This is a genomic window from Arthrobacter sp. SAFR-044, from assembly GCF_051965175.1.
Taxonomy (GTDB): Bacteria; Actinomycetota; Actinomycetes; order Actinomycetales; family Micrococcaceae; genus Arthrobacter.
Map to the genome: position 1 here is coordinate 217,649 of NZ_JBQCMK010000008.1, position 24,454 is coordinate 242,102.

At 66.2% G+C, this 24,454-nt stretch carries 22 protein-coding genes and 1 pseudogene; 17 read left to right on the forward strand and 6 right to left on the reverse strand.

Annotated features, from left to right (window positions below; all coding sequences use genetic code 11):
• Nucleotides 1-36: 36 nt before the first annotated feature.
• Nucleotides 37-1,077, forward strand: a complete 1,041-nt coding sequence (locus tag ACTHQS_RS14260; RefSeq protein WP_440170072.1) for an LLM class flavin-dependent oxidoreductase — start codon at nucleotides 37-39, stop codon at nucleotides 1,075-1,077.
• A gap of 37 nt (nucleotides 1,078-1,114) precedes the next feature.
• Nucleotides 1,115-1,741: an alpha/beta hydrolase gene (locus ACTHQS_RS14265; protein WP_440170074.1), complete on the forward strand. Its 627-nt coding sequence runs from the start codon at nucleotides 1,115-1,117 to the stop codon at nucleotides 1,739-1,741.
• Between the two features lie 15 nt (nucleotides 1,742-1,756).
• Here ACTHQS_RS14265 and ACTHQS_RS14270 read toward each other — a convergent pair whose 3' ends face one another.
• The 5 genes from ACTHQS_RS14270 to ACTHQS_RS14290 are packed head-to-tail and all read right to left on the reverse strand — an operon-like array spanning nucleotide 1,757 to nucleotide 6,732.
• Nucleotides 1,757-2,371 carry a TetR/AcrR family transcriptional regulator gene (locus ACTHQS_RS14270; RefSeq protein ID WP_440170076.1) on the reverse strand — a complete coding sequence of 205 codons (615 nt, stop codon included), beginning with the start codon at nucleotides 2,369-2,371 and terminating at the stop codon, nucleotides 1,757-1,759.
• Between the two features lie 50 nt (nucleotides 2,372-2,421).
• On the reverse strand, nucleotides 2,422-3,603 hold the full coding sequence (locus ACTHQS_RS14275; protein WP_440170079.1) for an NAD(P)/FAD-dependent oxidoreductase: 1,182 nt from the start codon (nucleotides 3,601-3,603) through the stop codon (nucleotides 2,422-2,424).
• The gene (locus ACTHQS_RS14280; RefSeq protein WP_440170081.1) at nucleotides 3,600-3,797 is read right to left on the reverse strand and encodes a ferredoxin; all 198 of its coding nucleotides are present in this window, start codon (nucleotides 3,795-3,797) and stop codon (nucleotides 3,600-3,602) included. Before ACTHQS_RS14280 ends, ACTHQS_RS14275 begins: the two co-directional genes overlap by 4 nt.
• On the reverse strand, nucleotides 3,794-4,963 hold the full coding sequence (locus ACTHQS_RS14285; RefSeq protein ID WP_440170083.1) for a cytochrome P450: 1,170 nt from the start codon (nucleotides 4,961-4,963) through the stop codon (nucleotides 3,794-3,796). Before ACTHQS_RS14285 ends, ACTHQS_RS14280 begins: the two co-directional genes overlap by 4 nt.
• 44 nt (nucleotides 4,964-5,007) lie before the next feature.
• Complete coding sequence (locus tag ACTHQS_RS14290; RefSeq protein WP_440170086.1) at nucleotides 5,008-6,732, reverse strand: MFS transporter; 1,725 nt, start codon at nucleotides 6,730-6,732, stop codon at nucleotides 5,008-5,010.
• Between the two features lie 201 nt (nucleotides 6,733-6,933).
• Here ACTHQS_RS14290 and ACTHQS_RS14295 point away from each other — a divergent pair, with 201 nt between their 5' ends.
• The 6 genes from ACTHQS_RS14295 to ACTHQS_RS14320 all read left to right on the forward strand — a co-directional run bounded on the left by ACTHQS_RS14295 (nucleotide 6,934) and on the right by ACTHQS_RS14320 (nucleotide 13,773).
• Nucleotides 6,934-7,947, forward strand: coding sequence for a phosphotriesterase (locus ACTHQS_RS14295; RefSeq protein ID WP_440170088.1), 1,014 nt, complete (start codon nucleotides 6,934-6,936; stop codon nucleotides 7,945-7,947).
• A gap of 63 nt (nucleotides 7,948-8,010) precedes the next feature.
• Entirely contained in the window at nucleotides 8,011-8,964 is a 954-nt protein-coding gene (locus tag ACTHQS_RS14300; RefSeq protein WP_440170090.1) for a phosphotriesterase family protein, read from the forward strand.
• A 60-nt stretch (nucleotides 8,965-9,024) separates the two neighbouring features.
• The gene (locus ACTHQS_RS14305) at nucleotides 9,025-10,167 is read left to right on the forward strand and encodes an FAD-dependent oxidoreductase (RefSeq protein ID WP_440170093.1); all 1,143 of its coding nucleotides are present in this window, start codon (nucleotides 9,025-9,027) and stop codon (nucleotides 10,165-10,167) included.
• A gap of 3 nt (nucleotides 10,168-10,170) precedes the next feature.
• Entirely contained in the window at nucleotides 10,171-11,106 is a 936-nt protein-coding gene (locus tag ACTHQS_RS14310) for an alpha/beta hydrolase (RefSeq protein WP_440170095.1), read from the forward strand.
• A complete protein-coding gene (locus ACTHQS_RS14315; RefSeq protein ID WP_440170098.1) occupies nucleotides 11,103-12,065 on the forward strand; it encodes an MBL fold metallo-hydrolase in 963 nt (320 codons plus the stop codon). Before ACTHQS_RS14310 ends, ACTHQS_RS14315 begins: the two co-directional genes overlap by 4 nt.
• Nucleotides 12,058-13,773 carry a CocE/NonD family hydrolase gene (locus tag ACTHQS_RS14320; protein ID WP_440170101.1) on the forward strand — a complete coding sequence of 572 codons (1,716 nt, stop codon included), beginning with the start codon at nucleotides 12,058-12,060 and terminating at the stop codon, nucleotides 13,771-13,773. The genes ACTHQS_RS14315 and ACTHQS_RS14320 overlap by 8 nt, the downstream gene beginning before the upstream one ends.
• Here ACTHQS_RS14320 and ACTHQS_RS14325 read toward each other — a convergent pair whose 3' ends face one another.
• Nucleotides 13,774-14,829, reverse strand: a complete 1,056-nt coding sequence (locus ACTHQS_RS14325; RefSeq protein WP_440170103.1) for a LacI family DNA-binding transcriptional regulator — start codon at nucleotides 14,827-14,829, stop codon at nucleotides 13,774-13,776. It abuts the gene before it with no gap.
• Nucleotides 14,830-15,050: 221 nt separating this feature from the next.
• Here ACTHQS_RS14325 and ACTHQS_RS14330 point away from each other — a divergent pair, with 221 nt between their 5' ends.
• From ACTHQS_RS14330 to ACTHQS_RS14370, 9 genes and pseudogenes are all read left to right on the forward strand, one after another.
• Nucleotides 15,051-16,409 carry an ABC transporter substrate-binding protein gene (locus ACTHQS_RS14330; protein WP_440170105.1) on the forward strand — a complete coding sequence of 453 codons (1,359 nt, stop codon included), beginning with the start codon at nucleotides 15,051-15,053 and terminating at the stop codon, nucleotides 16,407-16,409.
• A gap of 6 nt (nucleotides 16,410-16,415) precedes the next feature.
• Nucleotides 16,416-17,426, forward strand: a complete 1,011-nt coding sequence (locus tag ACTHQS_RS14335) for a carbohydrate ABC transporter permease (protein WP_440170108.1) — start codon at nucleotides 16,416-16,418, stop codon at nucleotides 17,424-17,426.
• Nucleotides 17,423-18,346, forward strand: coding sequence for a carbohydrate ABC transporter permease (locus ACTHQS_RS14340; protein ID WP_440170111.1), 924 nt, complete (start codon nucleotides 17,423-17,425; stop codon nucleotides 18,344-18,346). Before ACTHQS_RS14335 ends, ACTHQS_RS14340 begins: the two co-directional genes overlap by 4 nt.
• Nucleotides 18,347-18,348: 2 nt before the next feature.
• On the forward strand, nucleotides 18,349-19,197 hold the full coding sequence (locus ACTHQS_RS14345) for a sugar phosphate isomerase/epimerase family protein (RefSeq protein WP_440170113.1): 849 nt from the start codon (nucleotides 18,349-18,351) through the stop codon (nucleotides 19,195-19,197).
• On the forward strand, nucleotides 19,194-20,357 hold the full coding sequence (locus ACTHQS_RS14350) for a Gfo/Idh/MocA family protein (RefSeq protein WP_440170116.1): 1,164 nt from the start codon (nucleotides 19,194-19,196) through the stop codon (nucleotides 20,355-20,357). Before ACTHQS_RS14345 ends, ACTHQS_RS14350 begins: the two co-directional genes overlap by 4 nt.
• Nucleotides 20,358-20,361: 4 nt before the next feature.
• Nucleotides 20,362-21,267: a sugar phosphate isomerase/epimerase family protein gene (locus tag ACTHQS_RS14355; protein ID WP_440170118.1), complete on the forward strand. Its 906-nt coding sequence runs from the start codon at nucleotides 20,362-20,364 to the stop codon at nucleotides 21,265-21,267.
• A 3-nt stretch (nucleotides 21,268-21,270) separates the two neighbouring features.
• Nucleotides 21,271-22,674 carry a glucuronate isomerase gene (gene uxaC, locus ACTHQS_RS14360; RefSeq protein WP_440170120.1) on the forward strand — a complete coding sequence of 468 codons (1,404 nt, stop codon included), beginning with the start codon at nucleotides 21,271-21,273 and terminating at the stop codon, nucleotides 22,672-22,674.
• The gene (locus ACTHQS_RS14365; protein WP_440170123.1) at nucleotides 22,671-24,116 is read left to right on the forward strand and encodes a mannitol dehydrogenase family protein; all 1,446 of its coding nucleotides are present in this window, start codon (nucleotides 22,671-22,673) and stop codon (nucleotides 24,114-24,116) included. The genes uxaC and ACTHQS_RS14365 overlap by 4 nt, the downstream gene beginning before the upstream one ends.
• Before the next feature lie 36 nt (nucleotides 24,117-24,152).
• Nucleotides 24,153-24,454, forward strand: a pseudogene (locus ACTHQS_RS14370) (bifunctional D-altronate/D-mannonate dehydratase); the annotation flags it as partial.

Genomic DNA, 24,454 nt, shown 5'->3' on the forward strand with positions numbered 1-24,454 from the left:
CCGGAATACTTCTGTAAAGTTGAATGTTCAACAAATATGGACTTTGGCATTTTTACTTTTGGCGAACTGTCCCGCAACGGACACACCGGGCTGGCCGAGTCGCCGCACCAGCGGCTGGAAGACATTATCCGGCTGGCCAAGCTGGCAGACCAGGCAGGCATCAGCGTCCTGGGCCTGGGTGAGCATCACCGCCACGACTTCGCCTTGTCCGCCCCCGAAATGGTGCTGGCCGCGGTTGCCCGCGAGACGACCAACCTGAGGTTGAGCACAGCGGTCACCGTGCTTTCCACCCAGGACCCGGTGCGGCTCTTCGAGCAGTTCGCCACCCTGGACCTGGTGTCCGGTGGCCGCGCGGAGATCATCGCCGGCAGGGGCGCTTTCATCGAGTCCTACCCGCTGTTCGGCTACGACACCGCGGATTACGACGCCCTCTTCGACGAAAAGCTGCGCATGCTGCTGAAGCTTCGGGACAACGCCTCCCTGGACTGGCAGGGCACGTTGACCCAAACCATCCCCGGCATGGACATTGCCCCGCGGCCGCTCCAGGAAAAGCTTCCCGTCTGGGTGGGAGTGGGCGGAACGCCGGCAAGTTTCGCCCGCGCGGGACGGCTGGGCCTACCTTTGTTTGTTGCGCTGCTGTCCGGACCCGAGCGGTTCCGCCGCCTGGTGGAGCTGTACCGGCACACCGCGGCCGAGGCCGGGCATGACGCCTCCGCCCTGCCGGTGGGTGCCGGCGGCCACTTCTACGCGGCGCCCACCTCCCAGCAGGCACGCGACACCTTCTACCCCTATTACCGGGCCTACTTCGAGCAAAACATGCCGAGGCCCGTGGACCACTTCCCGCGCTCCACGTTCGATGAATGGTCTGAACCCGGTGGTGGCCTGTTGGTTGGAAGCCCCCAGCAGGTGGTGGAGAAACTCCTCGCCATCCATGAGGCGCTGGGCACCAGCAGGTACATGGCCCAGATCGGCCTGGGCGGGCTGCCGTTCGCTGAGACCGCGCGTTCCATCGAGCTGCTCGCCACCGAAATCATGCCCGCCGTCAACCGGGAAATCGGGGCCCCGGCCCCTGCCTGACCCAAGCCATTTCCACCACCAACACCAAGGACACGATATGCACGCACCGTTCGCGGAACCCACCGTCGCCTGGCAGAGCCCCGACGATCCCAACCGCCCGCTCGTGGTGCTGCTGCACGGGCGCGGATCGGACGAATCAGGAATCATCGGACTGGCCAACCACCTTCCCGCAGGCCACTCTTACGCAGCCGTCCGGGCGCCGATCCCGGCAAGGGGCGGATTCGCCTGGTTCGCGAACCGGGGGACAGGGCGCCCCGTGGCCGAGTCCCTGGCCCAGACAATGGAATGGTTCCGTACCTGGCTGGACCCGATCGCCCCGGAAGGACGGCCGGTGATCCTGGTCGGCTTCAGTGGCGGTGCGGCGTTCGCGGGCGGGTTGCTGCTGGCTGATCCGGAACGTTTTGCAGGCACCGCCGTCCTTTACGGGACGCTGCCGTTCGAGGCTGGTGTCCCAACGTCCCCGGACCGGCTTGCCGGCGCTCCGGTGTTCCTGGCCCACGGTGGCGCCGACACCGTCATCCCGGCTGACCTGCTGAACCGCACCTGGGACTACCTCCGGGGGGCCTCAGGGGCGGACACCCACTCCCGCAAGGATCCGGGCGGACACTCCCTCACCGCGGAAACTGCCGCCGAACTTGCCGCCTGGATCACCGAACGGGCCTGACTTCCGCTGCCCTGGTCAGCCTTCGTCGCAGAGCAGGTGGTACCAGCTGTCCGCCAGCACTTCCAGGGCGTGCTCGCGGTTCGGCTCCATCTTGCGGCGGGTCCACAGCGTGGCCACGTAGTCGAGCTGCGTGAAGGCCAGGGTGCCGCGGATATGGCGGGTTTCCCCGGCGAAGCGCCCGGCGAGCTGCATGCCGCGGACCATGTCCGTGATGACTTCTTCGTGCCAGCGCTCCACCATGCTGCGCACCTCGGGGTCCACCGCCGCGGCCTCGTCGAGGACGTCAAGGTAGGGCCGGAAGACCGGCCACAGCGCTGCCCGGGATTCGAGCCAGGACAGGATGCCGGCCAGCTTGCCGTCCTGCACCACCTGCACCAGGTCCGGGGCGGTTGATCCACTGTCGGGGCCGTCGGCGCGCTCCAGGACGGCGTTCACCCGGGCCATGAAGTCCCGCATCAGGTCTGCGCGCGTGGGGTAGTACGCGTAAAAGGTCACACGGGTGGTTCCGGCTGACGCGGCGATCTCATCGATGGTGGTGGCGGCGTAGCCCTTTTCGGTGAAAAGCCCCAGCGCCCGTTCCACGATGGTGTCCCGCGTGAGCTGCTTCTGGGCTTCGCGCAGCGATGGCATAGCGTCAATCCTAACGTGCAGTCCGGGCGCTGGAGCCGGGGGTGGCGGCCTCAGGCCGTCACGGGTTCGGCCGGCCGGGCCACCTGCGACCCCGTGTTGGCCAGCCGCCGCAGCTTGGGGATGGGGATGCGGTAGTTGATGGCCGCCGCAGTTCCGGAGCCATCGGCATGTTCCCAGCGCAGCAGCGCCGAATCGGTGTCGGCGCCCTGTTCCTGGAGGTCCGGTGCTCCTTCCACTGGCGTGAAGCCCACCGATTTAAGCGACAGTCCAAAGGCTTCCGTCCAGAAGTAGGGCTGGAATTCCAGCGGCGGTGCGTCATCTCCCAGGAGGAGGCCGACGGCGGCGGCCTTGGCTTGGTCGATCGCGCTGGTCCATAGCGGGACCCGGCTCAGTCCACGTTGCGTGGGGAAGAACGCCACGTCACCGGCAGCCACGATGTCCGGCCGCACGCGGCCCCGGGAATCGACCCCCAGGACGCCACCGGTGAGCAGGCCGGAGCCTTCCAGCCATTCGATGTTCGGCACGTCGCCAATGGCGCTGACCAGGAGGTCCGCTTCCAGGACCGTTCCGTCGGCCAGGGCCACCTGCGGGGCGGTCCCTGACCGGATGAGCCGGACCTTTGGGCCACGGACAATCCGGAGCCCGCTCGTGCGTGCGGCTGCGGTGAAGATGCCGGACAGGTAGCTGCCCAGCTGCCGCACCAGTGGTTCCCCGTCCGTCACCAGGGTGACGTCGCAGCCGCCGTGCAGGCACCCGGACGCCACTTCCATGCCGAGCGGGCCTCCGCCCACCACGATCACCGACGGGCGGGCGGCCACCAGTTCCTTCAGCCGGACGGCGTCCTCCAGGGTGCGCAGGGTCAGCTCGCCGTCGTGGCCCGCCTCTGTGCTGCCGCCCAGCCGCCTGGCGCGGGACCCGGACGCGATCACCAGCCCGTCGTACGGGATGCTCCCGCCGCCGTCGAGCCTCACGACGCGTGCCCCGGCGTCGAGTCCTGTGGCGCTGACGCCCAGCAGCTCGCTGGCGCCGTGCGTCGGTGCCGGCAGCTCGTGCGCCGCCGGCCCGTCTCCGCCGTGGAGCAGCGCCTTGGACAGGGCGGGCCGGCTGTAAGGGGAGTGGCGCTCAGCGCCCACCACCGTGAGTTCGCCGTCGAAGCCGGCCGTCCGCAGCGAGTCGCAGGCAGTCAAACCAGCGATGCCGTTGCCGACGACGACGATCCGGCGTGCCGTCACGCCGCCACCAGTTTCAGGGCTGCTACGGGGCAAACGCGAACCGCGGCCTTCGCTGCCGCTTCGGCCTGGTCCCCCTCCACGTCCGGGACGTCGATGACCAGTTCGCCGTCGTCGTCCAGGTGCATCAGCGCGGGCGCTGCTTCCTCGCAGAGGCCGTGGCCCTCACAGCGCGGCCGGTCCAGTTCGATCCTCATGCTGCTTCCACCTCCAGTACCTGGAGCTGTTCGAAGCTCCTGGTGATATTGCTCGGCACCCGGTACCCCTCGCCCAGGGACAGTGATTTCACCCGCCGGGCCAGGGCTTCAACGATGGCGTGCCCTTCCAGGCGTGCCAGTCCCTGGCCGGCGCAGCCGTGCGGACCGTAGCCGAAGGACAGGTGATCCACCGGGTTCCGGGTCACGTCGAAGGTGTCCGGGTTGTCATAGTGCCGCGGGTCCCGGTTGCCGGCACCCAGAAGGATGCCGAGCTGGGCGCCTGCTGGAACGGTCACGCCGTCGAGCTCCACCTCGCGGGTGGTGGTACGGCCCCAGATGTGCAGGGGTGTCCAGTAGCGCAGCACCTCGGCGAAGGCCGCGGGAACCAGTTCGGGGTTGTTGCGGACCAGCTCGAGCTGCTCCGGGTGGCGGCCAAACAGGGCCACGATGTTGCCGATGGAGGCGATGGTGGTGTCGACGCCGGCACCCAGGTATTGGTGGATGATGTGGCCTGCGGAGCCCTCGGGGATGTCTCCTCGGGCCTCGGCGTCGAAAATGCCGCGGCCGATGGAGCCGGGCGCCAGGTCCTCCGCGGTGACAGACGAGCACCAGCCGTAGAGTGCACCGGCAATGGGGAAGCTCTCCTGCGTGCGGTGGTTCAGCGGGCCGATCACCTGCATAGCGGCCTGGCCCCAGCGCAGCATGTTGTCCTTGACGTGGCCGCCGAACCCGATCAAGTCCGCCACGATGTCCAGCGGGAAGGCCCGGGCCAGGGAATCGATGGCGTCGAAGGAGCCGGTGGACACCAGCTCGGCAACCAGCTTGTCCGCCTTCTCGTCGATGGTCACCTTAAGGCCGCGCAGGGCCCGGGGCGTGAGGTTCGCCGACAGGGTGGCCCGCAGCTGGGTGTGCATGGGCGGATCCGAGGCCAGCGAAGTGCCCTGCAGTGCCTCGTTCACCATCGGGTTGAAGCCAAGCGTGGTGGAGGAGAAGGATGCGGGATCTGCCAGGACGTCGCGGATGAGGTCGTAGCGGGTGACGGCGTAGAGGTTGTTCTTCGGCAGGTGGACCACGCCGCCCAGTTCACGCAGCGCGGCGTAGGTGGGGTAGGGGTCCACCGTGATGTCGTCATCCCAGATGTCGATATCGGATTCGATGGGGTTCACAGTTGTCTCCTTGCGGATAGTCGGGGTTTCGGGGCCTGGACCGTTCATGCCTGGACGGCCTCGGCGTTGGCTTCTGTGGTTTCGGCGACGGCGTCGGCCGTGGGGGCTGATGAGCGGGAGCTGATGAAAAGGGTGAGGACGGCCGACAGGACGGCGGCGATGCCCGCCGCGAGGTAGACCGTCTGGAAGCCCTGGCCCAGGGACGTCCCCGCCACACCCTGGATCTGGGGCTGGACCGAGGCCAGGGCCTTCACCATTCCGTTCACGGCCTGGGCGGGGGCGCCGCTGGCAGCGGCCTGGCCGGAGAACTGGGCAACGACGCCGTCCCAGCCGGACAGGTAACCCAGCGGCGGTACGTGCGAGAGCCCGGCCACCGCTTCAGCGGGCAGGCCTGCCCCGCCAAGAATTCCTGCCAGGGGGCCGGCGAAGGCGGTTGCACCGACGCCAAACGCGATGGCGGAGCCGATCACGGGACCCAGGGCGAAGCCGAGGTCGCGCAGCAGGTTGGTGGTGGCCGATGCCATGCCGATGTGCTGCGGTTGGACGGCGTTGATGGCCACGGCGGTGATGGAGCCCACCGTGAGTGCGAAGCCGATGCCCAGCAGGAGCAGGGGAGGGATGAAGGCGGCCCACGGTGTCCCGCCGAAAGCTTCGGGCGTGCCCAGCGGGAGCGTGGACAGCCAGAAGGCGGAGGCTGCCATGAAGGCGAAACCGGCCGTGAGCACCCACCGGGGTGCCACATGGTGGATCAACCAGCCCACCACCGGAATGAATGCGAACGCCGGCCCCTGGATGAAGACGAACAGCACGCCCACTTTCCAGGCCTCGGCCAGGGCAAGGCCGCCCACGGCGACGCTGGTGCTGTAGCAGACGGCCAGGAAGGCGAACATGCCGGTCACGGCCACGATTCCGGTAATCGAGTAGGCGCTGTTCCGGAACAGGGACAGGTGGACCAGGGGCTGCCGCGTCCGTGTCTCGATCACCACGAAGGCAACCAGGAGGGCAGCACCCGCAACATAGCCGGCGATGACCTCGGTGCTGCCGAATCCGGCGTCGACCGCCTGCACGGTGGCAAAGAGCACCGCAATCAGGCCCAGCGCCAGGGTGGCCTGGCCGGGCACATCGAGCTTTCGCCCTTCAGCAGCAGCAGAGTCTTTCGCCCGGGTTGCCATGACCAGGACGGCGACGGCGATGGCGGCGGCGATGTAATAGGCCACCCGCCAACCGCTGAAGGCGTTGGGGGCGCCCGCCGCGGGACCCGGAACGGTGAAAGCCTGTGACGTCAGGCCCGCCAGCATGGGCGAAATGACCGCGCCCAGCGACAGGAAGCCTGCCCAGGTGGCGATGACCTTGGCCCGCGCCCGGTGGTCCGGGGTGATGGCCGCGATCATGGACAGTGAAATGGGAAAGAGGATGCCGGCGCCGATGCCGCCCACGGCCTGGGCCGCGATCATCATTTCCGTGTTGACTGCCAGGGCCGCCAGGACAGATCCTGCGATGCTCACTGCCGCACCGGCGTAGAGCAGCTTCCTGCGGCCGAACAGGTCACCCAGCAGGCCCCAGCTGAGCTCGAACACCACGATGCCCATCATGAACATGCCGGCGATCCAGGTCAGGCCGGATCCGGAGGTGCGGAATTCGACGGCGAAGGTCCCGTTCAGTGCGCCGGGCAGGGCATTGGTGATTTGCGCCAGGGTCACGGCGCTGTATGCGGTGATGAAGGTGGCCCGGATCGAGCCGCGGCTCGAAATGGTGGGGATCAGGCTCATCGATGAAACTCCCTTGTTCCAATGCGAAGTTGAGTGTTGTTCCCAACAGTCTGTAGTGATGTATTACACAGTGTCAAGGAAATTCCGTAATGAAAGTTTCCTTGACATGCTGTAAAGCTTTGTGTGATGCTGGCTACACCGCAACGGAGCGAGGGCTCGGCGGGACCCCTACTAAAGCACCCGGATTCAAGGGAGAACTTCGTGAGCAACCATCCGGCCGCCGTTTCCCACGGCGCCCCCGTCCCCACCCCGGAACAGGGCACCGTCAACACGGTCCTGGGGCCGGTTCCCGCTTCTGACTTGGGCGTGGTCGCAGTTCATGAAGCGCTGCTGTCCGTCCTTCCGGGAGCCCAGTACGCCCCCGATATTTCAATGGACCGGGCGGAAATCTTTGCGGCGCTCGCCGGGAAGCTCGCCGACTTCCGGCAGCACGGCGGCCAGACGATCGTCGACAGCACGGGCATGTTCCATGGCCGCGACCTCAAGCTGTACGAGGCTCTGTCCCGCTCCACCGGAGTACACATCATTGCCTCCACCGGCCTTGGGCCTGAAGAGGAGCTCGGCGGCTACTTCCTGACACCGCAGACCAACCCACCTACCCCGTGGCCGGCCGAAAAGTTCAGCGATCTCTTCGCCAGGGAAGTCACTGACGGGATGGTGGTCCCTCGGGTCGAACGCCGTGCGGCGGCCGGGATGATCGCCACGGTCGCGGACCGGGCCGGCATGACCCCCACGGAGGAGAGCCTGTTCCGCGGCTCCGCGCGGGCTGCCCGGGAGACCGGAGTGCCCGTCTCCATCCGCTTCGGTGCCGATGCCCTCCACGACCTGGACGTTGTCCTGGATGAGCAGCTTCCCGCGGACCGCGTGCTGGTTGGCGGCCTGGACCGCATCGACGCTGCCGGCGCCGCCGGCAAGGTGGCTGAGCGCGGCGCCTTCGTGTGCATCGACCATGTGGGCCTCAATGACCACCCCGACTACCTGACCGACCACGGCCGGGCCGAACTGGTCCTGGAGCTCGTCGCCGCCGGCCACGCGGACAAGGTCATCCTCTCCGGCAATTCCATCGGAGTGGCCAAGGGCCTGCCCGAATACAACCTTCCCTTCAGCCACGTCCTGGCCACCTTCGTTCCATTCCTAAAAGCCCGCGGCCTGGCCGACGACGACGCTCGGCGCATCCTCGTGGACAACCCCCGCACCCTGCTGGCCGTCCGCTGAGCAGCCGGCTGCACTCCCACAAGCCTTCACCCTCCGAGGTGAACGAATGAGCAGGAAGTTTTCATGAGCAAGGTCAATACAGTGCTGGGAACCATCCCGGCCGAAGAACTTGAAATCGTGGCCGTCCACGAACACATCGGCTACGGCATGCCCGGATCCGAGCTGGACACCAAATGGTGGAAGACGCCGGAACAGGCCTACGAGGAAACCGTGCCCAAACTCCGGAAGTTCCGCGAATACGGCGGCGGCACCATGGTGGACGCCACCGGCATCTGCAACGGCCGCGATATCGACTACTACAAGTCGCTGTCCCGGAAGACCGGCGTCAACATCGTGGCCTGCACCGGCTTCGTGGGCGGCGACACCGCGCTGCCCCACTTCTCCCGCGCCACGGTGGACTACTTGGCCAAGGTCTTCATCCATGAGATCACCGTGGGCATCGGCGACACCGGCGCCAAGGCCGGCGTCATCAAGGTGGGCGTCAGCCGCGGCGGCCGCATGACGGACCTGGACAAGCGGATCTACCGGGCCGCGGCCCGCGCCGCCGTGGTTACCGGAGCCCCCATCCTCACCCACCTGGCCATCGACCCGGAACCGGCCGTGACAATCTTCAAGGAAGAAGGCCTGCCACTGGACCGGGTGCTGTTCGGCCACGCCGACGACGGCCTGAATGCCCCCATCACCCCGCACGACTGGATCTACGAACAAGGCGGCCGGATCGGCTTTGACACGTTCGGCTACGACCTGGAACTGCCGGACCCGCCGTTCTGGGGACGGAAGCGCGCCGAGCGCATGGAGCACTTCGTCAAGCTCGTGAACAAGGGCTACGCGGACAAGCTGCTCGTCTCAGCGGACGCCAACTGCAGCCCCTTGGGCTGGCCGGGGGTGAAAGGCCACACCATCAACTACATCTTCGAGGACATGATCCCGGACATGCGGGCCGCCGGCATCGACGACGCCACCCTGAAACTCCTGCTCCAGGACAACCCGGCGGACTTCCTGTCCCTCAAGGCCTGACGGCCACCCGAACACCCCTTCCACCAGGCGCCGCCTGGGCTGCAGAAAGAGACTCATCCCATGAAGGCTGAAGACATCAAGAACCTCCGCATCGCCATCGTCGGCGCAGGCTACGGCGGCGCTGCCGCCGCGAAGGCACTGAGCCGGCTTGGCGCCACCGTCAACGTCTATGAGCAGGCCTCCCGGATGCGGGAGGTGGGCGCCGGCATCGGGTTGCGTCCGGCCACCATGTCCCGCTTCCGCCAGTGGGGTATCTTCGACGCCATCGCCGCAGTGAGTTCACCCAGTGACTACTTCGAGATCCTCAGCGCCACGGGCCACCCGATCATGAAGGACACCTGGCCCGAGGACGGTGACCAGAAGCAGACCCACCTGATCCACCGCGGCGACTTCATCGAAGCCCTCCTCGGCGTCCTCCCGGAGGGCATGGTGCACCTGGGCCACAAGCTCGAGTCCATCACCGACGAGGGCGACCGGTCTGTGCTTGCTTTCGCCGACGGCAAGACCGTGGAAGCGGACCTTGTGGTGGGTGCCGACGGTATCAAGTCCGTGGTGCGCGAGCAGCTGTTCAGCGACAAGCCGCCGGTCTTCTCCGGAGAGCATGCCTACCGCGCCGTGATCTCCGCCGCCGATTCCCACGGAATGGTGGTGGATGACAACCTGCGCATGTACATCGGCAAGGGGACCAAGGTCTACCTGCTGCCGCTGCGGCACCGCAACCAGATGTCCTTCGACATCACGGCACTGAACCCGGACGGGACCTGGGCGCCGGCCATCACCAAGGAAGACCTGCTGGCAACAGTCGAAGGCTTTGACGAGCGCATCGTCAGCATTGCCCGCGGCCTGGACATGGACACGGTCAACGTCCGCGCCGTGTACGACATCGATCCCGTGGACACCTGGCATACCGACTCGGTGGTGCTGATGGGAGACGCCGCCCACTCGATGCTCCACCACCAGGGCCAGGGTGCCAACTCCGCCATCGAGGATGCGGGAGCGCTCGCGGATGCCCTGGCGGAGGCCGGCTCGGTCAAGGAAGCGCTGGCCCTGTTCCAGGCCACCCGCAAGCCGGTCACCGATGAACTGCAGCGCATTTCCCGCCAGGGGTGGAGCGAGGAAGAGGTCAACGACGTCTTCCCAGGACAAAAGCCAGCTTCCCAAAAACCTGCGTCGCAGGCGCCTGCCGAACCAGTAAGGGCCTGATCCATGACCATCCACCGTGAGATCGCCAAGGTCCTCGGCACCCTGCCCGCCCCGGACGGCTCGCCGCTGGACCCGCACGCCATGCGTGCCGGCGAAGCAGCCCAGATCCCGGCTGCCGAAAAGCGCCTGCCGCTCCACGCCGTCGACGACGTCACGGCACAGACCCGGGCCGGCGACGTGCCCGTCCGTATCTACACCCCCACGGACGCGGACACCTTCGGCCTGCTGGTGTACTTCCACGGCGGCGCGTTCTTCCTCGGCAGCCTGGAGACCCACGACCATGTGGCCCGCTCGCTCGCCAGGGAAACCGGCCGCAAGGTCATTTCGGTGGGCTACCGGCTGGCTCCGGAGGCGGCCTTCCCTGCCGGGCTGGAGGACTGCTACGGCGTGGTCCGCTGGACCGCTGCCCAAGGTGAAAGCCTGGGCTGGGACGGCACCCTTGCGGTGGCCGGCGACAGCTCGGGCGCCAACTTCGCCGCCGCCGTCGCCGCCATGGCCCATGATGACGGCTTCACGGGCATCACCCACCAGATCCTGTTCTACCCCTCCGTAGACCTGGACTTCGACGAGGACCGCTACCCCTCCATGCGCGAAAACGCAGAAGGGTACGGACTGGAGACGGCAGGCCTTAAGCCGTTCAACGCCTTCTACCTCAACAGCGGGGCCGACCCTGCCGACCCCCTTGTCTCGCCCATCAAGCGGCAGGACCTCACCGGCCTGCCCGCAGCGCTCATCATCACGGCCGAGCACGACCCCCTACGGGATGAAGGCGAGCTGTACGGCCGGCGGCTGGAAGAGGCCGGCGTGCCCGTCACCGTCAGCCGGTATGCGGGGGCCAACCACGGCTTCATCCAGAATTTCTCCTGGATCCCGGAGTATTACCGGGCATTCGAGGAGACGGCAGAATTCCTGAACGGCGCCCCGAAGGCAGCGAAATGACGGTCGCCGTCCACCCGCTGGTGTCCCCTTGGGGCAGGTTTGGGCTCTACAGCTTCTTCATCGATGCTGCGGAGCCGGCCATCGTGGACACCGGAATCTCGTCGTCCCCTGCGGAGGGAATGGCGCCGGCTCTGGAGGCCATCGGCCGCCGCATCGAGGACGTCCGCTGGATCCTGCTCACCCACGGGCACATCGACCACATCGGCGGCGCGCATGCACTGTGGGAGCTCACCGGGCGGCGCGCCAAGGTGGTCATTCATAAGGCCGATGCCCCCATGCTCCGCTCACGCCGGGCCCACGTTGACGAATACCTTTCAGGCCGGGGCCGGTACCTGCAGGATCCCGAGGGCGAGGCCAGGCAATTGGCGGCGGCAAACGCCGTCATCTCGGGGGAGATGGAGCCGTCCATGCTGGTGCGCGGCGGTGAAACCATTTCCCTGGGCGGTGATGTCACCGTGTCCGTCCACTCGGTTCCGGGCCACACGCCGGGTTCGGTGGCCTACGTCATCGACGGCCAGAATGACGTCTTCGTTGGCGACGCCGTGCAGGTCCACGGCGCGGCCAATGGGTTCCCCGGCTACGTGGACCCGGCCGGCTACCGATCCAGCCTGGAGTACCTTCGCGACGAGGTCCGCCCGCGGCACCTGTACCTGGGGCACCCATACCGTCGTTCGGACGGGACGCCCTACGGTGTGGAACTTGATGCTGCTGGGGCCCGCGAGGCCCTCACGGAAAGCCTGCAGATCGAGGCGCGAGTAAGCGATGCCGCGTGCGGCTGCCTGGCCGCGGGCCTCCAGGAAACGCAATCCCCGTACTCGCCGTTCGCCCCGGTCGCCCGGGAGCTTGATTACGACGGCGATCCCGCCCTTGAGCCCTCGCCCTTTTTCACCACGATGAACGGCTATCGAACCCAGTCCACCACCACGTCTTTCCAGAGGAGCGTTCGCAACCATGGCTGAGTACCAGACGATCGACGCCGGCGGGCAGAAGATTGCCGTCCGCAAGGACCTGCGCGTCCCCATGCGGGACGGGGTTGAGCTGGCCGCCGACGCCTACCAGGGCACCGACGACAAGCCGCGTCCGGCGCTGGTGGCATTGAGCCCTTACGGCAAGGAGCTCCAGGCCCTGGCCCTGACCACCCCGCCGCAGCGCCGGCCCAGCCCCATGTGGGACGGCTGCATCGAGGCCGGCGACATTGCCCGGATCGTCACGGAAGACTACGTCCACGTCATCGGCGACCTGCGCGGTTCCGGACATTCCGGCGGCGAACACATCGGCAACTACAACGCCGGGGGAGTGTCCCTGGGCCAGGACGCCTACGACTTCATCGAATGGGTGGCGGAGCAGCCCTGGTGCGACGGCAACGTGGGCATGGTGGGCATCTCCTACTTCGGGTCCATGCAGGTCCTCGCCGCCGCCGAACGCCCGCCCCACCTGAAAGCCATCTTCGTCTCCGGCGGACACTATGACTTCTACGAGACCACCTACCACGGTGGCGTCATGTGGTTCATGCCCCGGGCCGCCCGCGAGGGCAGGGGAGGGGACTCGGGCTGGGCCTTCACGGACCGGGTGAAGTCCCGGATGATCGAAAAGTACTCCCCGGAAAAACTCAAGGAGCTCGTGGCCAAGCGCCTGCAGGACCCGGACGTCGCGGCGTGGCCCAACCTGGTCCACGTCTTGAACTACCCGACGAACCATGAGGCGTGGTTCGACATCGTCATGAACGAGCTCGACGGCGACTGGTACGAAGAGCGCAATCCCATCACCCTGACCCCGAACATCGACATTCCGGTGTGGCTGCAGCTGGACCAGGGCCGCGGCTGGACGCTGGACGGCACCATCGAGCTGTTCAACGCGCTCAAGGGGCCGAAGAAGCTGGACATCGGACCGTACCCGCCCATGCAGTCCCGGCCCTTCATCGAAGAGCACGATAAGATGTTCCGCTGGTACGACTACTGGATCAAGGGCATCGACAACGGCGTGATGGACGAACCCGCTGTGTCCGTCTTCGTGGAAGGCTCCCGGGATGTGGTGACAGCCGAAGCATGGCCGCCCAAGGAGATTGACTACCGGGCCCTGTACCTTCGCCCGCGGCACAGGCTCTCCACTGAACCCGAGCTGATGGGCACCGAGTACGCCGCCCCCGACGGCTTCTACCAGGCGCCGCTGACCGTCACCGACAAGGTGCAGATCATCAGCTGGAGCACGGAAACGTTTGAAGAGCCCACCGAGATGATCGGGGCCGGCGCCGCCCACATTTTCGCCGAAATCGACCAGCCTGACACCAACTTCATCCTGCGCCTGTGGGATGCCGCGCCGAACGGGAAGCGGCAGCTCATCACCACCGGCTACCTGAAAGCCTCCCACCGCGAACTCGATGACCGCACCACGGAGGGCAACCCCTACCACCCGCACACCCGCGCGGTTCCCGTGGAGCCGGGGAGGATCGAGGAATACGTGGTCCGCCTCTACCCGTTCGCCAACACCTTCAACCCCGGGCACCGCCTGGTCGTGGAGCTGTCCAACGGCGAGCCGCTCGCCGACGAACACAACGCGCTGCTCCCGCCCGACGCCTTCCACCTCCCGGTGGGCAGGCCGGTCACGCACAAGATCTACCGCGACGCGCACCACCAGTCCCGGCTGGTCCTGCCCTTCACGGTGGGCTGATCAGGTCGGGGCAGGCCCCGTGGAATCCCTGATGGTCAGGTGCGTGGGCATGACGGCGAGCTGCCGGCTGGCGCTTCCCGACAACGGGTTGAGCTGGGCCAGCAGCATGGACACCGCCACCCTGCCGGCCTGCTCGATGGGACTGGAGATGGTGGTCAGCGGCGGATTGCAGAAGTCCGCTCCGAAAATATCATCCGAGCCGATGATGCTCATGTCAGCGGGGACCCGGATCCCGCGGGCCTGCAGGCGCTGGAGCATGCCGATGGCGAGAAGGTCGTTGAAGACGATGCAGCCTGTGGCGCCTGTCCTCACCGCTGCATCTGCCGCTGCCGCGCCCGAGGTGGTCTTCGGGGTGTAGGGGCCAATCCGGTGGACCTCCATGCCGCGCTTGGTGGCGTCCTCTTCGAAGACCTTCCACCGCATCTGGTTGGACCACGAGGTGGGTGGCCCGGCAACGTAACAGACCTTGTGGTGGCCCAGCGAGGCCAAATGCTCCAGGGCCTGGATGATGGCGGACGGCGTATCGATCATCACGGTCGGCGCGCTGGTGGAGGCGCGGTTGAACGTCACCAGGGGTTGCGACTGCGAGACCTCTGCCAGCTGGGCATCCGTCAGGCGCGAGGCGGCAAGGATGAAGCCGTCGGCGGATTTGCGCATTTTATGCAGCGCATCCAGTTCCATTTCGCTGGACTCCTCGGTATCCACCAGGAGTTGGGTGACTCCGGCGGCTTTGAGCTGGTGCTGGGTGCCGCGGATGATGTCGAAGTAGAACGGATTGGTGATGTCGGGCACCAGCACCGCCACGGCGTTGGTCCGCCCGGAGCTTAGCCCGCGGGCCTGGGAACTGGGCACGTAATTGAGCTCCGCTGCCGCTTCCTCGATCCGGATCCGGGTCCGCGGGTTGACCCGGTCGGGCCGGGCGAGAGCCCGCGACACGGTGGAGGTGGCCACCCCGGCGAGCTCCGCCACGTCCCGGATGGTGGGAGGGCGGTCCCGCCGGGTGCCCCCGTCAAGGCCTGCCGGGACTGACGACGCCGTCGCTGCTGGGTCTGCCATCAGTGGGCCTTCCTCGCGGACCGGGATAAAACCGGCCAAGTGGGGTCTCCAAGGCTACTCGTTCCCGGAATCCTGTTGAACTCAATCTGAGCATTTATGGCAACTTTTGGCAACCGCTTGCCACGCACTTGCCATCTTCCTAGACTGACTTTCGAGTCGCCTGCAGTGATCTCCGCCACAGGACGGATGTGGCCATGCGGGTGTCCAAGAGGAGAAAAACAATGAGGTTTAAATCGACTACTGGGCTCGCGGCAATTGTCACGGCTGCAGCACTCGCCCTGACCGGTTGTGGGTCCGGAGGCTCCGGAAGCGGCGGAGGTTCCAATGCGGGTGGAAAGGTGGACGGAACGGGCAAGACCCTCAATGTCCTGACCGGCGTCCTGGCCCAGTACCCCGAACAGCAGAAACAGTGGCAGAGCGACATCGCCGCCAAGTTCAAGGCTGAAACCGGCGCCGACGTGAAATTTGAGACCTTCGCCTCGGCCAATGACGAGCTCACCCGGATCCAGACCTCGGTCGTGTCGGGCCAGGGCCCTGATATTTACGGGCTCGGGACCACCTTCACTCCCACGGCCTACGCCACCAAGGCTTTTGTCACCCTCTCGGATGACGACTGGAAGGCAGTGGGCGGCAAGGACCGCTTCAACCAGGCCGCCCTGGGAATTTCCGGGCCGGACAAGGACCACCAGGCGGGCATCCCCTTCGTGAGCCGTCCGTTCGTGATGGCCTACAACAAGGATCTGCTGGCAGCGGCCGGCATCGACAAGCCCGCCACCACCTGGGACGAACTGGCAGCCCAGGCAAAGAAGATGACCAAGGGTGATACCTACGGCATCGCCACCGGCTACAAGGACAACTACGATCCCTGGAAGTTCATCTGGGCCATGGCCGTGCAGGCCGGCAATCCGCTGGTTGATGGCAACAAGCTGAAGATGGACGACCCCACCGTCAAGAAGGCCTACGAAACCTACTTCGGCTGGCTGACCGACGACAAGGTTGTTGACCCTGCTTCCGTCGGCTGGAGCAACAGCAACGCCGTGGCGGCCTTTGCCAGCGGCAAGGCCGGCTACCTGATGATGACCACTGGCACCTCTATCCCGACGCTCGATAAGTCGGCCATCGCCGGCAAATACGAGTACACGCTGATGCCCACCATCCCCCCGGGTGAGACGCAGTCCAAGTCCGACGGTGATGCAGCCAGCATCCTCTCCGGTGACAACCTGGTGGTGGCCGACTACTCCAAGCAGAAGGATCTCGCGTTCGCCTACATCAAGCTGATCACGTCCAAGGATGAGCAGTTGAACTACCAGAAGATCTTCGGCGATTTGCCGGCCAACGCCGAGGCCCTCGCCAGCCTGACCGATCCGAAGCTCAAGCCGATGGCTGACGCCGCTGCCAAGTCCAAGGCGACACCCTTTACCGGTGCCTGGGGCGATATCCAGCTCGGACTCCTGAATGTCACCGTCCAGTCCATTCCGGACCTGGCCGCGGGCAAGGTGGACGATTCTGCCCTGGACCAAAGGATCAAGGACGCCCAGAACAAGGGCCAGGCTTCCCTGGACCGGGCCTCCAAAGGATAAGTCCTGATGTCAACCGACGCCTCACATGAAGTCCGGCTTGCGGCGGATACCGCCGCAAGCCGGGCGCCCCGGAACGCGGATGACGCCGGGCAGCAGCCCGGCCACAAGGGCGGCAAGCGCCGCAAGGGACTGAGCGAACGCAACCGGCCGCTCTGGATGTTGATCCCCGGCGGGGCCCTGATGATCATCATCATCGTGCTCCCGCTCCTGCTGGGCATCTACATGTCGGTCCTCAACCTGGACCAATACACCCTGCGGAAGTGGATCAGTGCACCGCTCATCGGAGCCGAAAACTTCGTTGAAGCTGTCACTGCTTCGCCGCTGCTGCACGCCGTCTGGCTCAGCGTCAGCTACTCACTCCTGGCCATGGTGGTCACGCTGCCGCTGGGCATCGCCGCCGCTGTGGCCACCCAGAACGCCTTCAAGGGGCGGGCAGTGATCCGCTCCATCTTCCTGATCCCGTACGTCCTCCCATCCTTCGTGGTGGCCACTGTCTGGCGGACCATGCTCCAGCCCGGCGGCATCGTGGACGAAGCGTTGGGCACAGTGGGGATCCACGTGGGGCTGTGGCTCAACGGGCCGCAGACCTTCTGGACACTGGTCCTGGTCCAGATCTGGGCGTCCTGGCCGTTCATCTACCTGCTGGCGCTCTCCGGCCTGCAGTCCGTTGACCATGAGGTGCATGAGGCCTCGGCCCTCGACGGTGCGCTGTGGTGGAACAAGTTGCGGTACGTGGTCTTCCCCTACCTCAAGGGCCCGCTGTCGCTGGCCTTCCTGATCGGGATGCTGCACCACATCAACAACTTCACCCTTCCGTTCGTGCTCTTCGGCGTCCCGGCCCCCGCCGACGTCGAGGTCCTCCCCATCCTGACGTACGTCACGAGCTTCCAGAGCTTCCGGTTTGGCCTGAGCGCGGCGATGGCCTTCATCTCCCTGGTGCTCATCGCCATCCCGCTGTTCGTCTACCTGCGTGCCGTCAAGCTTGACGACGCCGAAACACCAGGAGGCAAGAAATGAGCACCACGACAGCCACCCGGCAAAGTCCGGACACCCTCCACATTGACCGCCCCGGTTCGCACCGCCAGCACGAGGTCCTGCGCCTTCTTCCCACCCCCTTGCTGATCGTCATCCTGGTGTTCCTGGGCGTATTGGTCCTGACTCCCGTGCTGTACATTTTCCTGGCCTCGGTGAACTCGGACATCGGTGTGGCCAACGGCGAGTTCTGGCCGTCCTCGGTGACGTTCGAAAACTACTCGAAGATCTGGACCAGCGTGGGCCTGGCCACGGGCCTTACCAACAGCGTCCTGGTGGCCGGGGCAACCGCTGTGGTCTCCGCCGCGCTGTCCATTTCCACCGCTTTCGTCCTGGTCCGCTACACCTTCCGCGGGCGGCTGACCATCCTGCGCGGCCTGCTGGCACTGCAGTCCGTCCCCGGAACCCTGATGGTACTGCCGGTCTTCGTGCTGTTTTCCTCGGCTGCGACCTATCTCGGGATCCAGGTCATTGGGACCCAGTGGGGCCTGTTTGTCACGTACCTGACCTTCGCCATGCCGTTCTCCACCTGGGTGATGGTCACTTATCTTCGTGGGCTTCCCAAGGAACTGGAGGAGGCCGCCCGTATCGACGGCGCGTCCAACCTGGGAGTGCTCTTCCGGATCATCCTGCCGCTGAGCTGGCCCGGCATTGTCGTCTCAGGCATCTTCGCCTTCCTGCTCGGCTGGAACGACGTCCTGTTCGCCTCGGTGATGACGCGCCCGGAAAGCCAGACCGCCGCCGTCGCACTCCAAATCTTTGGTGCCTCGCAGGAAGGCGGCGCTATTCCCTACTACGGCCAGATGATGGCGGCGGCGCTGGTCTGTGCCGCACCAGTGGTCATTCTCTACCTGATATTCCAGCGTTACCTAGTAGGCGGGCTGACCGCCGGAGGAGTTAAATAACCATGGTTTCGACCACCCAGGTCACCTGGCAGCTGTCAGGCTTCGGCGACGAGATCGACGACGACCCAGCAATCCAGATCGCGGTGCTGCAGGCCCTCGGAGCCAACCACATCGAGGTCCGCAGCGCATGGGGTACGAACATCGTCGACCTCAGCGATGAGCAGTTGCAGGCACTCGCCTCACTGCTCGCCGACAAGGGCATGAAGGTTTCAGCCATCGCTTCACCCATCGGGAAGGTGGACGTCAGCCTTCCCGTGGAGCACGAAGTGGAACGGCTGCGCCGCGCAGCGAACGCTGCCAAGGTCCTTGGCGCGCGATACATCCGCATTTTCTCCTTCTACTATGGCGAATCGGTACAAGTGGAGAGCATCCGCGACGCCGTCATTGAACGTATGCGGGCCCTGGCCGACGTCGCGGAGGAAGCCGACGTGATCCTCCTGCACGAGAACGAGAAGGACATCTTCGGGGACGTTCCAGACCGGGTGCTGGACATTATTGAGACCGTGAATTCGCCCGCCCTGAAGGTTGCCTGGGATGCCGCCAACTTCGTCCAGGTAGGGGTCAAACCCTTCGACGAGGGCTACGCGAAGCTGCGCCCGCACCTTGAGTACCTGCAGGTCAAAGACGCGCTCTTCTCCAACGGCCACGTAACGCCGGCCGGCGAAGGGGACGGCGACCTCCTCCGCACCGTCGAAGCGCTCAAGGCCGACGGCTATGAAGGCTTCGCCTCCTTGGAGCCGCACCTGGCCGGTGCACACGGCCTGGGCGGCTTCTCCGGCCCCACCGCCTTCGGTATCGCAGCGCGCGCCTTCGCAAAAGTCACCGCAGAAGCAGGAGTCCAGACCGCATGAGCACCTTGAACGTAGCCATCACCGGATGCGGCGTCATTGGGCGCACCCACGCCGTAGCCCTCCAACAGTTCCCGGAAGCCCGGATCGTGGCGCTCGTCGATGCCATTCCGGCGGCATCCGAAGCGCTCGCCGACTTCATCGAGAAACAGGGCGGGCAGCGGCCGCCGCAGTTCAGCACCCTGGCCGAAGCCTTCGCGGCTGAGGACATTGATCTGGTTGCATTGGCAACGCCCAGTGGCCTCCACATCCAGCAGGGCCTGGAAGTCCTGGCGGCCGGCAAGCACGTGGTCATTGAAAAGCCCCTGGACGTGGACCTCACGCGGGCCCAGGAAATCGAAGCCGCCGCAAAGGAAGCTGCGGGCAAGGGGATCGTGGCCTCCGTCATCAGCCAACACCGTTTTGACCAGTCCAGCGTGGCTGTCGCCGATGCCATCACCAAGGGCCGCTTCGGCCGGCTGACCTCTGCCATTGCTTCAGTTGCCTGGTGGCGGAGTCAGGGGTACTACGACTCCGGCGACTGGCGCGGCACCTGGGCCATGGACGGCGGCGGCGCGCTTATGAACCAGGGCGTCCATACCGTGGACCTCCTGCTCTGGTTCATGGGACGTCCCGTGGAAATCCACGCGCACACCGCCAGGCTGGCCCATGACCGGATTGAAGTGGAAGACACCGCCGTTGCCACCGTGACCTTCGAGAACGGTGGATTGGCAGTCCTGCACGCCACCACCGCGGCCTACCCCGGTCTGACCGTCCGCGTGCAGCTCATGGGATCCGAAGGATCAGCAGTGGTGGACAACGACCGGCTGCAGTACTTCCACAGCAGGGACGCCGGCGGTGAGTCCGCGGACATGGGCCTCCAGGGCGGGGGCAACCAGGCCGAAGAGGAACTGGCCAAGTACCCGGAGGAAGACTATAAAGCCGCGGACCCCACCGTTTACCCCGCCGGGCACGTCCGGCAGTACCGGGACATCCTGGCCGCCATCGCCGGCGGGAGGCAGCCCGGTGTGACCGTCAGCGACGCCGTCAACGCCCTCGCAGCCGTGCGGGCCGTCTACGTCTCGGCCACCCTGGGCCAGCCCGTCCTCTTCGACGACGTGCTGGCGGGCAAGTACAACGACCTGGAAGTCCGCACCGGAAACAATGCGGCAGAAAGCGCCTAGGACAATGAAGTTTTCAGTATTTACGGCATCAACCCCTGAATGGACACCGGAAGAGGCAGTGGAGCAGCTCGCCAACCAGGGTTGGGACGGCGTGGAATGGCGCATCACCGACCAGGCCGACGCTGCTGAACCAGGCTTCTGGGCCGGCAACAAGGCCACCGTCCCGCTCACCGGAATGGAGGAGCACCTGGACCGGATCGCGGCCATCACGGGCAGCGCGGGACTGCAGTTCTCCGGCATCGGCGGGTACGCGCGGTGCGACAACCATGCGGACGTTGACCGGATGCTTGCCGCCACCGCCCGGTTGGGCGCCGGCCAGGTCCGGGTAACAACTCTTCCGTTGGGAACTGCAGCGTGGGGAAACGAACCAGCCAGCGGCACGCCCTACCCTGAGCTCTTCGCCCGTGCCCGCCGTGATTTTGAGTGGATCGCCGAACGGGCGGCCCACCACGGCGTCAAGGCCCTGGTGGAGCTGCATCACCGCACCATCACCGCCTCCGCCTCCTCGGCACTCCGGCTGCTGGAAGGACTGGACCCGAGGCACGTTGGAGTCATCCATGACCTTGGCAACCTGCTCATCGAAGGGCAGGAGGATTACCTCCCTGCGTTCGAGCTCCTGGGCGACTACCTGGCCCACGTCCACGTGAAGAACGCGGTCTGGGTTAACAGCGGCGACACCGATGAGTCCGGCGCCGCTGTCTTCCGCAACGAGTGGGTTCCGCTCCGTTCGGGCCAAGGCAGCGTCCTCCAGTACTTCGAAGCGCTCGCGGCCTTTGGCTATGACGGGTGGGTGACCGTTGAAGACTTCTCCACGGAACTCCCGCTGGCAGAGCGGACGGCGGACAACCTCGACTACCTCCGCTCCACGGCCGCCCTCGCAGGGCTTTCCGTCCCGGCAGTGAGGCAGTGACCCATGGGACAGCCAATAGCGGACCACCCGGACAGGCTGCTGCCGGCCGATCCCGGAGTCCGGGACATCGCGCGGTCACTTTTCAAAAAGGTGGAGGGGCTGCCGATCATTTCCCCGCACGGGCACGTCGACGCGGGAGTCATCGAACAGAACACCCCCTTTCCTGACCCCGCCGCCCTGCTGGTCACTCCGGACCACTACGTCACCAGGCTGATCCACGCCGGAGGGCTGCCCATGGACCAGTTGGGCCTGGGCAGCCAGCCCGCCGACTCGCGGCAGGTGTGGCGCCATTTCTGCGAGGCGTGGCCCCACTTCGAGGGAACGGCGTCCGGATACTGGATCCGGCAGGAATTCGCCCACGTGTTCGGCCTCCCTGAGGAACCCTCCGCGGAGAACGCGGACCGGCTGTACGACGCGCTGCAAGCCAAGCTCTCCGAACCGGGTTTCCGGCCCCGGGAGCTGTTCAAGGAATTCAACATCGAGGTGCTCGCCACCACCGATGACCCCCTGGACTCGCTGGACAGCCACGCAGCCCTGCACGCCGACCCCTCGTTTGCTGCCCGGGTGCTGCCCACCTTCCGGCCGGACCAGTACCTGAACATGGCGCACCCGGCCTGGCAGGACAACGTGGAGCGCCTGATCGGCTCGGCCGGGGAGGGCGCTTCCGGTTACGCGGGCTACATCAATGCTCTCGAGACGCGCCGGCGCCACTTCGTGGAGCGGGGCGCGGTGTCCGCGGACCACGGCGTGTTCACGCCCACCACCTTGAAGCTGGACGACGGCGAGGCGGAGCGGCTTTTCGAGCGTGGCAGGTCAGGCCAGGCGACTGCTGCGGACCGGGACGCCTTCGAAGCGCACATGATCTACCAGATGGCACGGATGTCGGTGGAGGACGGACTGGTCATGACCATCCATCCCGGCTCGTTCCGCAATCACCATGCGCCCACGTTCGAGGCGTTCGGTGCCGACACCGGGCACGATATCCCGGTGGCGGTCAACTACACCGAGGCCGTCCGCCCGCTGCTGCAGGACTTCGGGACGGCCAAGGACTTCCACCTGGTCCTGTTTACCCTGGACGAGACGGTGTTTTCCCGCGAACTGGCCCCACTGGCCGGCTTCTACCCCTCCGTCTATCTGGGGGCGCCGTGGTGGTTCCTGGATGCGCCCGACGCCATGCTCCGGTTCCGGTCCGCGGTCACGGAGACGGCAGGGTTCTCGCGGTCCTCGGGGTTCATCGATGACACCAGGGCCTTCTGCTCCATCCCGGCCCGGCACGACACCGCCCGCCGCATCGAGGCGTCATTCCTGGCGCGGTTGGTGGCTGAGCACCGCATCACCGAGGAGCGGGCCCACGAGCTGATCATGGACATCATCGACGAGTCACCACGGCGGGTGTTCAAGCTGTGAACGCCGTCCCGACTGCCCTGGGCTCACTTCCTGCCCTGGACCGCAACCTGAAACCGCTGCCCAAGGCTCCGGTGCGGATCGTGCACCTTGGCCTCGGCGCGTTCCACCGGTCCCACCAGGCCTGGTACACGCAGCATGCCGGCGACGCGGGGGAGTGGGGGATCGCCGCGTTCACGGGCCGCCGTCCCGACGCCGCGGCAGCATTGTCCGGCCAGGACTGCCTCTACACGCTGGTGGAGCGGTCGGCCGGCGGTGACAGTTTCGAAGTCATCGGCAGCATCGTGGAGGCTGTGGACGGGGCCGACGTGGGCCGCCTGTGTGAACTTGTGGCGGCGAAAGAGACCGCGATCGTTACGCTGACCATCACCGAGGCTGCCTACGGGCTGGCTGCGGATGGAACGTTCGACGCCGATGCTCCGGGTGTAGCGGATGACCTCCGCGCGTTGTCCGCGGCTGCGTCCGGCGGACCCCGGGCGGAAGGGCAAGGCGTTCCGCGAACGCCGGTGGGACGGCTGGTGTTGGCCCTCGCGGGGCGCCGGGACAGCGGCGGGGGACCGATCGCCGTCGTCAGCTGCGACAACCTCTCCGCCAACGGTGAGGTTGCCCGCCGCGCGGTCCTGGGCCTTGCCTCGGGCTGGGGTCCCGGGCTGGTCGAGTGGATCGGGGCGAACGTCAGCTTCGTCAGCACGTCGGTTGACCGCATCACGCCGCGGACCACCGAGGAGGACGTAGCGGAAGTGGCGGAGCAGTGCGGCTACTCCGACTGCTCGCCGGTGGTGGCCGAACCGTTCCGGAACTGGGTGCTCAGCGGTGATTTTCCCGCAGGGAGGCCGCGCTGGGAGGACGCCGGGGCAATCTTCGTGGATGACATCGAACCGTACGAGAACCGTAAACTGTGGCTCCTCAACGGTTCCCACTCCATCCTGGCGTATGCCGGGCAGCTCCGCGGGCACGCCACCGTGGCCGAGGCCCTGGCAGATCCCGTGTGCCGGCAGGCTGTGGAGGACTTCTGGGACGAGGCGGCGCACCACCTGCACGGGGAAGCGCTGGACATTCCGGCCTACCGGCAGGCCCTGCTGGAACGCTTCGGAAACGCTCGCATCGCCCACCGGCTCGCCCAGATCGCGGCCGATGCCACGACGAAACTGCGGATGCGTTCCGTCCCCGTCTTGACGGCCGAACGGATTGCCGGGCGCAGTGGGGCAGGCAGTGCTTTGATGCTTGCCGCGTGGATTGACTATGTTGTCGCAGGAAACGACTTCCAGGATCCGCTCGCCTCCGAAATCCGCGCTGCAGTTGCGCTTGAGGGAACTGAACGGCTCCAGGCCCTGCTTCGACTGGTCAGCGCTGCCCTCGCGGACGACCCTGACGTCGTCGCCCTTGTTTCCCGGCTGTGCGGATCCTTCGCCACCAATACGGCTGCCACCCCTGCACGTACCTGAATCCCGCTCTTACTTCCGGAAGGAACAGTTAGTCCCATGAAAATCGTTGCCGCCGATGTGTTTGTTACCAGTCCGTCCCGGAACTTTGTGACCCTTCGGATTACTACCGAGGATGGTGTGACCGGGATTGGTGATGCCACGCTGAACGGGCGGGAGTTGGCTGTTGCCGCGTATTTGAAGGAGCATGTTGCGCAGTTGTTGATCGGGAAGGATCCGCACCGGATCGAGGACACGTGGCAGTTCCTGTACCGATCCTCGTATTGGCGGCGGGGTCCGGTGACGATGGCGGCGATCGCTGCGGTGGACATGGCGTTGTGGGATATCAAGGGCAAGCTCGC

What these genes read in the sequence shown, in the direction of transcription:
- ACTHQS_RS14260 (WP_440170072.1), top strand. Translation starts at nt 37, where the DNA reads ATGGACTTTGGCATTTTTACTTTTGGCGAACTGTCCCGCAACGGACAC.
- ACTHQS_RS14265 (WP_440170074.1), top strand. Translation starts at nt 1,115, where the DNA reads ATGCACGCACCGTTCGCGGAACCCACCGTCGCCTGGCAGAGCCCCGAC.
- ACTHQS_RS14270 (WP_440170076.1), bottom strand. Translation starts at nt 2,371, where the DNA reads ATGCCATCGCTGCGCGAAGCCCAGAAGCAGCTCACGCGGGACACCATC.
- ACTHQS_RS14280 (WP_440170081.1), bottom strand. Translation starts at nt 3,797, where the DNA reads ATGAGGATCGAACTGGACCGGCCGCGCTGTGAGGGCCACGGCCTCTGC.
- ACTHQS_RS14290 (WP_440170086.1), bottom strand. Translation starts at nt 6,732, where the DNA reads ATGAGCCTGATCCCCACCATTTCGAGCCGCGGCTCGATCCGGGCCACC.
- ACTHQS_RS14300 (WP_440170090.1), top strand. Translation starts at nt 8,011, where the DNA reads ATGAGCAAGGTCAATACAGTGCTGGGAACCATCCCGGCCGAAGAACTT.
- ACTHQS_RS14305 (WP_440170093.1), top strand. Translation starts at nt 9,025, where the DNA reads ATGAAGGCTGAAGACATCAAGAACCTCCGCATCGCCATCGTCGGCGCA.
- ACTHQS_RS14310 (WP_440170095.1), top strand. Translation starts at nt 10,171, where the DNA reads ATGACCATCCACCGTGAGATCGCCAAGGTCCTCGGCACCCTGCCCGCC.
- ACTHQS_RS14315 (WP_440170098.1), top strand. Translation starts at nt 11,103, where the DNA reads ATGACGGTCGCCGTCCACCCGCTGGTGTCCCCTTGGGGCAGGTTTGGG.
- ACTHQS_RS14320 (WP_440170101.1), top strand. Translation starts at nt 12,058, where the DNA reads ATGGCTGAGTACCAGACGATCGACGCCGGCGGGCAGAAGATTGCCGTC.
- ACTHQS_RS14325 (WP_440170103.1), bottom strand. Translation starts at nt 14,829, where the DNA reads ATGGCAGACCCAGCAGCGACGGCGTCGTCAGTCCCGGCAGGCCTTGAC.
- ACTHQS_RS14330 (WP_440170105.1), top strand. Translation starts at nt 15,051, where the DNA reads ATGAGGTTTAAATCGACTACTGGGCTCGCGGCAATTGTCACGGCTGCA.
- ACTHQS_RS14335 (WP_440170108.1), top strand. Translation starts at nt 16,416, where the DNA reads ATGTCAACCGACGCCTCACATGAAGTCCGGCTTGCGGCGGATACCGCC.
- ACTHQS_RS14340 (WP_440170111.1), top strand. Translation starts at nt 17,423, where the DNA reads ATGAGCACCACGACAGCCACCCGGCAAAGTCCGGACACCCTCCACATT.
- ACTHQS_RS14345 (WP_440170113.1), top strand. Translation starts at nt 18,349, where the DNA reads ATGGTTTCGACCACCCAGGTCACCTGGCAGCTGTCAGGCTTCGGCGAC.
- ACTHQS_RS14350 (WP_440170116.1), top strand. Translation starts at nt 19,194, where the DNA reads ATGAGCACCTTGAACGTAGCCATCACCGGATGCGGCGTCATTGGGCGC.
- ACTHQS_RS14355 (WP_440170118.1), top strand. Translation starts at nt 20,362, where the DNA reads ATGAAGTTTTCAGTATTTACGGCATCAACCCCTGAATGGACACCGGAA.
- uxaC (WP_440170120.1), top strand. Translation starts at nt 21,271, where the DNA reads ATGGGACAGCCAATAGCGGACCACCCGGACAGGCTGCTGCCGGCCGAT.